The organism is Gordonia sp. p3-SID1431 (assembly GCF_025143765.1).
GTDB lineage: Bacteria > Actinomycetota > Actinomycetes > Mycobacteriales > Mycobacteriaceae > Gordonia > Gordonia hongkongensis.
Genome location: NZ_JAMBDT010000017.1, coordinates 54,014 through 60,773 on the forward strand (window position 1 = coordinate 54,014; position 6,760 = coordinate 60,773).

Annotated in this window: 5 protein-coding genes; 4 read left to right on the forward strand and 1 reads right to left on the reverse strand. The window is 70.0% G+C overall.

What is annotated here, in order from left to right; genetic code table 11:
* Positions 1 to 5 precede the first annotated feature (5 nt).
* The 4 genes from M4D77_RS06785 (at position 6) to M4D77_RS06800 (ending at position 5,438) form a co-directional block, all read left to right on the forward strand.
* The gene (locus tag M4D77_RS06785; RefSeq protein ID WP_065630139.1) at positions 6 to 2,135 is read left to right on the forward strand and encodes a hypothetical protein; all 2,130 of its coding nucleotides are present in this window, start codon (positions 6 to 8) and stop codon (positions 2,133 to 2,135) included.
* A gap of 104 nt (positions 2,136 to 2,239) precedes the next feature.
* Complete coding sequence (locus M4D77_RS06790; RefSeq protein ID WP_078111705.1) at positions 2,240 to 2,974, forward strand: tellurium resistance protein; 735 nt, start codon at positions 2,240 to 2,242, stop codon at positions 2,972 to 2,974.
* A 14-nt stretch (positions 2,975 to 2,988) separates the two neighbouring features.
* Positions 2,989 to 3,768: a cyclase family protein gene (locus M4D77_RS06795; RefSeq protein WP_065630168.1), complete on the forward strand. Its 780-nt coding sequence runs from the start codon at positions 2,989 to 2,991 to the stop codon at positions 3,766 to 3,768.
* Positions 3,768 to 5,438 (forward strand): thiamine pyrophosphate-binding protein, encoded by a 1,671-nt coding sequence (locus M4D77_RS06800; protein WP_065630138.1) that lies wholly within the window; start codon positions 3,768 to 3,770, stop codon positions 5,436 to 5,438. The genes M4D77_RS06795 and M4D77_RS06800 overlap by 1 nt, the downstream gene beginning before the upstream one ends.
* A gap of 90 nt (positions 5,439 to 5,528) precedes the next feature.
* Here M4D77_RS06800 and M4D77_RS06805 read toward each other — a convergent pair.
* A partial coding sequence (locus M4D77_RS06805; RefSeq protein ID WP_259935835.1) for an HNH endonuclease signature motif containing protein occupies positions 5,529 to 6,760 on the reverse strand: 1,232 nt, incomplete at its 5' end.

The following is a 6,760-nucleotide window of genomic DNA, read 5'->3' on the forward strand; positions in this document are numbered from 1 at the left end:
ACCTGATGGAACCGTTCGTCGGCAACGACTATCGCAAACGTGTGCTCGCTGCGGTCGAGAAACGCGGAGGCCCGAGCGAATCGGATTCGTTCGAACTGTATGACCTCCCGATCGAGGAGGCCGAGCGGCTCGACGACGCCGCGGTGGCCGCCCGACTCGACGAGGTGTGGGCCTTCTGGCAGAAGCAACGCGACCACCCGAAGTACCGAATCCTGGTGGCCCGGTTGGTTGCCGAACACGACGAGCGGTCGGCGCCGTTGCGGCACAAGACCGGTCGGATCGCCGAGGCCCGTGCGGTGAGCACCCGACGCGAACTGCGCGATCAGCAGCGATTCGAACTTCTCGACAACGCGATCGCGCGGCTCAACGAGCGCTACGGCGGAATCCCGAGATCCAAGCGCGCCGGGCTGGACGAGATCGGCGCCATGGGCGGCCTCGATCCGGCCGAGATCGCCACCCGACTGCGGCGTCACCGCATCGTCGACGACGCCCCGCCCGCGTCGGCCGAACCCGCGCCGCCGCGGGTGTCCTTGTCGGCGCAGCAACGCGGTCAGATCGCCGACCTGCTCGCCGAGTTCGACCGACTCCGCGACGGCGATCCCACCCCGACGCTCCTGACCCTGCTACACCTCGACACCGACGCCGCCGCCGACCGCGGCGTCATCGAGTCGCGGGCCGTCGCGCTCAACGAACGAGCCCGTGAGCTCGCCGCCGGCCGCTTCCGCGCGGTCCTCGACGAGCTGCTGGTCCACGTACACGACGTCCTGCTCTCCGATCCCGTGCTGGCGCAGGAGTATCGGCAATCGGTCGTCGACGCCGTGACCGACCATCTCCGACCACGGGTCCGAGCCGCGGTCCTGGTCGAGGACGAACTGGGTGCGCAGGACCATGAGTTCCTGCTCGACGAGGCCCGCACCCGCGGACTCGGCACACGCGACGCGCGCACCGTGATCGCCGGACTCGCCGCCGAATTCGGAGCAGCCGTGAGCCCACCGGCCGGCCCCCCGCCGTCGGCCGAGCCACCCACGCCGCCGAAGCGGTTGTGGGAGAACGATCTCCGCGCCGCCCGCGCGGCCTTGCGCGACGGCCTGCCCGTCCGGGCGCGCGCGGCCATCGCCGATGCGCGTGCCGGAGCCGGCGACGATGCCGCGGCGCTCCGGCAGATCGCGGCGGTCGCCGACGAGGTCGAACGGGTCATCGCGCAGGCGGTGGCGGACTCCCGCCGGGCCCGGGATCTCGCGGACGAGATGCGCCACGTCGCGGCGCTCGAACTGCTGGAGGACGTGTTCCGGCGGGCCCGGGACATCGACCGTCTTCCCGACTCGGGCGGGTCGCTCCAGGCCCGCCTCGAGGCGTCGCGGGACATCGTCGCCCAGGCGGGCGAGATCGCGCGGTCGGCATCCGTGAGCAACCCGGCAAGCCTCACCGCCGCTGCCGAGATGCGACGTCGGATCACCGATCACGAAGGCCTCAACTCGGCGGCGACGGTGCTGACCGTGGAGCCGCCGCGCAACGTCCGGTTCGTCGCCGAGAGTGGTGCGATCACCGTCTCCTGGGATCCGTCCGCGACGGAGTCGGTGACCTACCGCGTCGTGCGCATCGGGTTCGACGGGTCGACCCGGACGCTTGGCCGCACCGCGGGGACCGAACTCTCCGACGGCAGTCGGCCCGACCCGGTGCCGCCGGTGTACGAGGTCACCGCCGTGCTGGCCGGAAACCAGTCCGCCCCCGCCCGCTCCGACGCCGCCCCCGCGCCGGCCGCCCCCGCCTCGGCGACCACAGCGCCGCAGCCGCCGGCGACCCCCCATCCCGACGATCCGCCGCCGATCACCGCGGTCCGCGTCGACGCCGACACCGTGCGCTTCGAGTGGCCGGCCGGTGTCACCGAAGCGATGGTGGTCATTCGGGCAGATGCCGCTCCGGAACACCCCGCCGACCCGGCGGCGGTCGCGTCGAAGATCACCAACACCCGGTACCAGATCGACGACGGCTTTCCGATCCCCGCGAACGTCCCACGTCCGTGCCATGTCGCCGTTGCCAGCTGCCGCCGGAATCCGCAGGGGCGGCTCGACGTCGCATCGAGTTTCGGCCCGTCCGCGCGGGCTCACGCCCCGGCAACGGACACCGGCCGTTGACGTTGGTCCACTACGCTGGGCGCCAACACCTGCGGCGAGTGTGTTTTCGCCGTCCGATCACCGCACCCGACGACGATGTCACCACGACGAGATGAGGAACCGAGATGGGGATCGACTACACGAAGCGTCCGAAGGCCCAGCCGCCGCAGCCGCCCGCCCAGCCCCCGGCCGCTCCCGCGGGTTACGGCCAGCAGCCGCCCACCCCCGCGGGCTACGGTCAGCAGCCGCCCGCGCCGCCGGTCTCGCTGTCGAAGATCACCCTCACGAAGTCGGCGCCGAGCATCTCGCTGAGCAAGCAGGGTGCAACCTCCGGTCAGGTGCGTGTCAATCTGAGCTGGACGTCGAACTCCAAGGGCGGCGGGCTCTTCCGGAAGGCGCAGGGTATCGACCTCGACCTCGCCTGCCTGTGGGAGTTCACCGACGGGAGCAAGGGCATCGTGCAGGCACTGGGCAACTCGTTCCGGGCGCCCCGTGACGGACAGCCGATCATCTATCTCGACGGCGACGACCGGTCGGGTTCCGGCGGCGAGAACATGTACATCGACCTCTCCGCGACCGACCGGATCCGGCGGATCCTGATCTTCGCCTACATCTACGAGGGCACCCCGAACTGGGCCGGCGCCAACGGCGTCGTCACCCTGTTCCCGGCCAACGGCCCGGAGATCGAGGTCCGGCTCGACGAAGCGGATCAGTCGGCGCTCTCGTGCGCGATCGCCTTGTTCGAGAACCGTGGTGGCGAGCTGGTTCTCAACCGCGAGGTGCGCTACATCCGCGGGGCACAGGACAAGGTCGACGAGGCGTACGGCTGGGGCATGAACTGGCGCGGAGCGCGCAAGTAGTGGCCGGCTCCTTCGTGCCCGACACCGCCCTGTCCGGCTTCGTCGCCGGCCTCGCCGACGGGTCGCTCCGCGTCGTCGATCTGACGACTCCGTTGAGTGCGGCGACGCCCGCGCTGCGACTGCCTGCCCCGTTCGCGAACCTGATCGACTTCAGTCTCGAAGAGGTCAGCGCCTACAACGAGCCGGGGCCGTACTGGCGGCACAACAACATCCACACCGGCGAGCACATCGGCACCCATCTCGACGCACCGATCCACTGGATCAGCGGACGCGACGGGGATGACGTCTCGCAGATCCCGGTGCAGCGGCTGATCGGCCCGGCGGCCGTCCTCGACCTGACCGACGAGGTCGCCGACGACCCGGATCATCTCCTGAGCGTCGCCGAGGTCGAGGCCTGGGAAGCCGAACACGGACGCCTCACCGCCGGCACCTGGTTGCTGCTGCGGACCGGCTGGGAGTCGCGGGGCGGCTCCGAAGCCGAGTTCCTCAACGCCGACGAGACCGGGTCGCACACCCCCGGGGTGTCGGTGGAGTGCGCGCAGTGGCTGGCCACCGAGCGCGAGATCACCGGCCTCGGAGTCGAGACCGTCGGTGTCGACGCAGGGCTGGCGGGCGGCTTCGATCCCGCCTTCCCCGTGCACTACCACTTCCTCGGCAACGACAAGTACGGGCTCACCTCCCTGCGCAACCTGGGCTCGCTCCCGCCGACCGGCGCGGTGATCGTCGTGAGCCCGTTGCCGATCGTCGGCGGCACCGGCAGTCCGTCGCGCGTGCTGGCGATCGTCGAGAGTTGATGGCGGCACCCGGCCGCTACGGCCCGACGGTCGCCGACGTCGCGGGCCGCGTTCTCGCCGATCTCGGCGTCGGCCATGCCTTCGGTGTGGTCGGCAGCGGGAACTTCGTGCTGACCAACGCCCTTCGGGCCGGCGGTGTCCCGTTCACCGCCGCCCGCCACGAGGGCGGGGCTGCCAGCATGGCCGACGCCTATGCGCGGATGTCGGGACGGGTGGGCGTGCTGTCGGTGCACCAGGGCTGTGGGCTCACCAACGCGATGACCGGCATCGCCGAGGCCGCCAAGAGCCGCACGCCGACGATCGTGCTCACCGCCGATGCACCCGCGTCGGCGTTGCGGTCGAACTTCCGGATCGACCAGGAGGCCCTCGCCGCGAGCGTCGGCGCCGTGAACGACCGTGTCTACGGGCCGACCACGGTGGTGGCGGATGTGATCCGCGCCTTCCGCACCGCGGTGACGCAGCGCCGGACCGTCATGCTCCATGTCGCCATCGACATCGCCGCCGCCGCAGCGGATTTCGAAGGACCTGTCGAGCTCTCCGCCGAACCGCCACGGCCGCGGCCCGAAGCCCGGTCGGCCACTCGCCTGGCCGAGTTGCTCCGTGCCGCCCGGCGTCCCATGTTCGTCGCGGGCCGAGGGGCGCGCTGCGCCGGTCCCGAAATCGCGGCCCTGGCCGAGGCCGCCGGTGCGCTGGTGGCGACGTCGGCGGTCGCGAACGGCCTGTTCGCGGGAAACCCGTTCTCGTTGGGCATCTCCGGCGGCTTCTCCTCCCCCACCACCGCCGAGCTGATCGCCGACGCCGACCTCATCGTCGGATGGGGTTGCGCCCTGAACATGTGGACGATGCGGCACGGCCGACTCATCGGCACGGACACGACCGTGGTGCAGGTCGACGTCGACATCGACGCCATCGGCGCGCATCGCCCGATCGACCTCGGGGTGGTCGGCGACTGCGGTGCAACGGCGACGGATGTGCACACGATCCTCGCGGCCGATGGCGGCACCACCGGTTATCGCACCGAGGAAGTCAGGGAACGGATCTCGGTGTCATCGAGGTGGCAGGACGTCCCCGTCACCGGCGAGGTGACCGCCGGCCGGGTCGATCCGAGGGCACTGACGATCGCGCTCGACGAGATCTTGCCCGCCGACCGCGTCGTCTCCATCGACTCCGGCAACTTCATGGGTTATCCGTCGACGCATCTGTCCGTGCCAGACGAGTTCGGCTTCTGTTTCACTCAGGCCTTCCAGTCGATCGGGCTGGGCCTCGGGACGGCCATCGGCGCGGCGTTCGCGCGACCGGACAGGGTCCCGGTCCTCGGCGCCGGCGACGGCGGATTCCTCATGGCCATAGCCGAATTGGAGACCGCCGTACGTCTGGCACTGCCGCTGGTCGTGATCGTCTACAACGACTCCGCCTACGGGGCCGAGGTGCACCACTTCGGCGACGCCGACATGACGACGGTGACGTTCCCCGAGGTCGACATCGCCGCGATCGCCCGTGGACACGGCGCGACGGGCGTGACGGTCACCGGCCTCGACGACCTCGACGAGGTACGGGACTGGGTCGCCTCGCTCTCTTCACCCCAACCGTCGGGTCCTCTCGTCATCGACGCCAAGATCACCGACGACGGCGGCGCCTGGTGGCTCGCGGAGGCCTTTGCCGGGCACTGACCCCGCCGGGATCGCCTCACACTGTGGAGTTGTCAAAGGTCGTGTGGCGCCGGGGTGTCGACGCCGGAGGGTCTGGTCTGCGCGGGGCAGTTATACGAGGGCGTCGTCGAGTCGCATGGTGCGTCGGTTGTAAGCGGGTCGGGGCAGGCGTCGGGGGTCGATGTCGGCCGGTGGGATCAACCACGGATGCCGGTCCGGACCCATCACCACCTGCCAGCCGTGGTGATGGACCTGGGTATGACAGCGTTGGCAGAGTAGGCACCCGTTGTCCAGATCTGTGGGGCCACCATCGACCCAATGGACCAAGTGGTGAACTTGCGTATGCGCTGCTGGCGCGCCGCACTTCACGCAACATTGATCGCGCACGATGATCGCCTGCCGCAGATGGTGCGGGAACAGTCGTTTCGTGGTGCCCATCCGCAACGGCACCCCTTCGTTGTCAAGGACGATCTCGGCGACCCCGCCGTCACACGACAAGCGCCGTGTCGTCGATTCTGACACCGCACCCATCCACGGAAGCCGAGCCGGACCAACCCCATCGGCAGGAATGGTCACCAGCAGTTGGGTGCGTGGTGCTCCGGCGGTGGTCATCGCCGCGCCGATCGCGGCTTGATCCAACAGCAACTCCAGCGCATCGGCGCGTCGCTCGGCCGCACCTCGACGATCGGCAGCGCCGTCGGGTTCGGGACGCGGACAGGACCGTTCGTCGATCATGGACACGAACTTCTCTCCGATCACCGCGGTCACATCTCCGGCGATCGCGACCCGCCCGTCTTCGGTGATCCTGGTGTGCACGGTGTTCAGCGATGCGTCATCGGCCGCCGCCACAATGCTGGGGTCGGTGGCGGCGACCCGGATGGCAATCCCGCGGGCGTGGTCGTCGATCTGGGCGGGGGTGGCTCCGGAGAACGCCTGCGCAAGCAACTCACTCTCGTATCCGCTGCGCTCGTCGTCGGACGGCGCTGTGGCAGAACGTTTGTCGATGAGCGCTAGCCCGCGGATCACCGCGTCGACACACTCGGCAGACAGATAGCCCTCGGCAGCACAGTCGGCGACCTTCGGCACCGACTCCAGCCCGTCGGCGATCCGCACATAGCGGTGCGCGGCCGCGGGTGGCATGCCCATCTCGATCAGTGCGTTCCGTGTGGTCGACCCCGCCCGCGCTGCCGTACCCGTGGCGTCGAAAAGTGCTGTATGTACGGCGATCTGGTGATCGAGCACGTTGCTCAGCATCCGCAGCTCGTCGAGCCGCTCGTGCAGAGCACGGCCACTGCCGTCGTCGGGTGGTGACGGCAGTGAGATGAGGGTGTCGCGGAGCTCGG

Bases quoted from the DNA above. Each gene is read 5' to 3' on its own strand.
- M4D77_RS06800 (WP_065630138.1), top strand. From the start codon at position 3,768: ATGGCGGCACCCGGCCGCTACGGCCCGACGGTCGCCGACGTCGCGGGC.
- M4D77_RS06790 (WP_078111705.1), top strand. From the start codon at position 2,240: ATGGGGATCGACTACACGAAGCGTCCGAAGGCCCAGCCGCCGCAGCCG.
- M4D77_RS06785 (WP_065630139.1), top strand. From the start codon at position 6: ATGGAACCGTTCGTCGGCAACGACTATCGCAAACGTGTGCTCGCTGCG.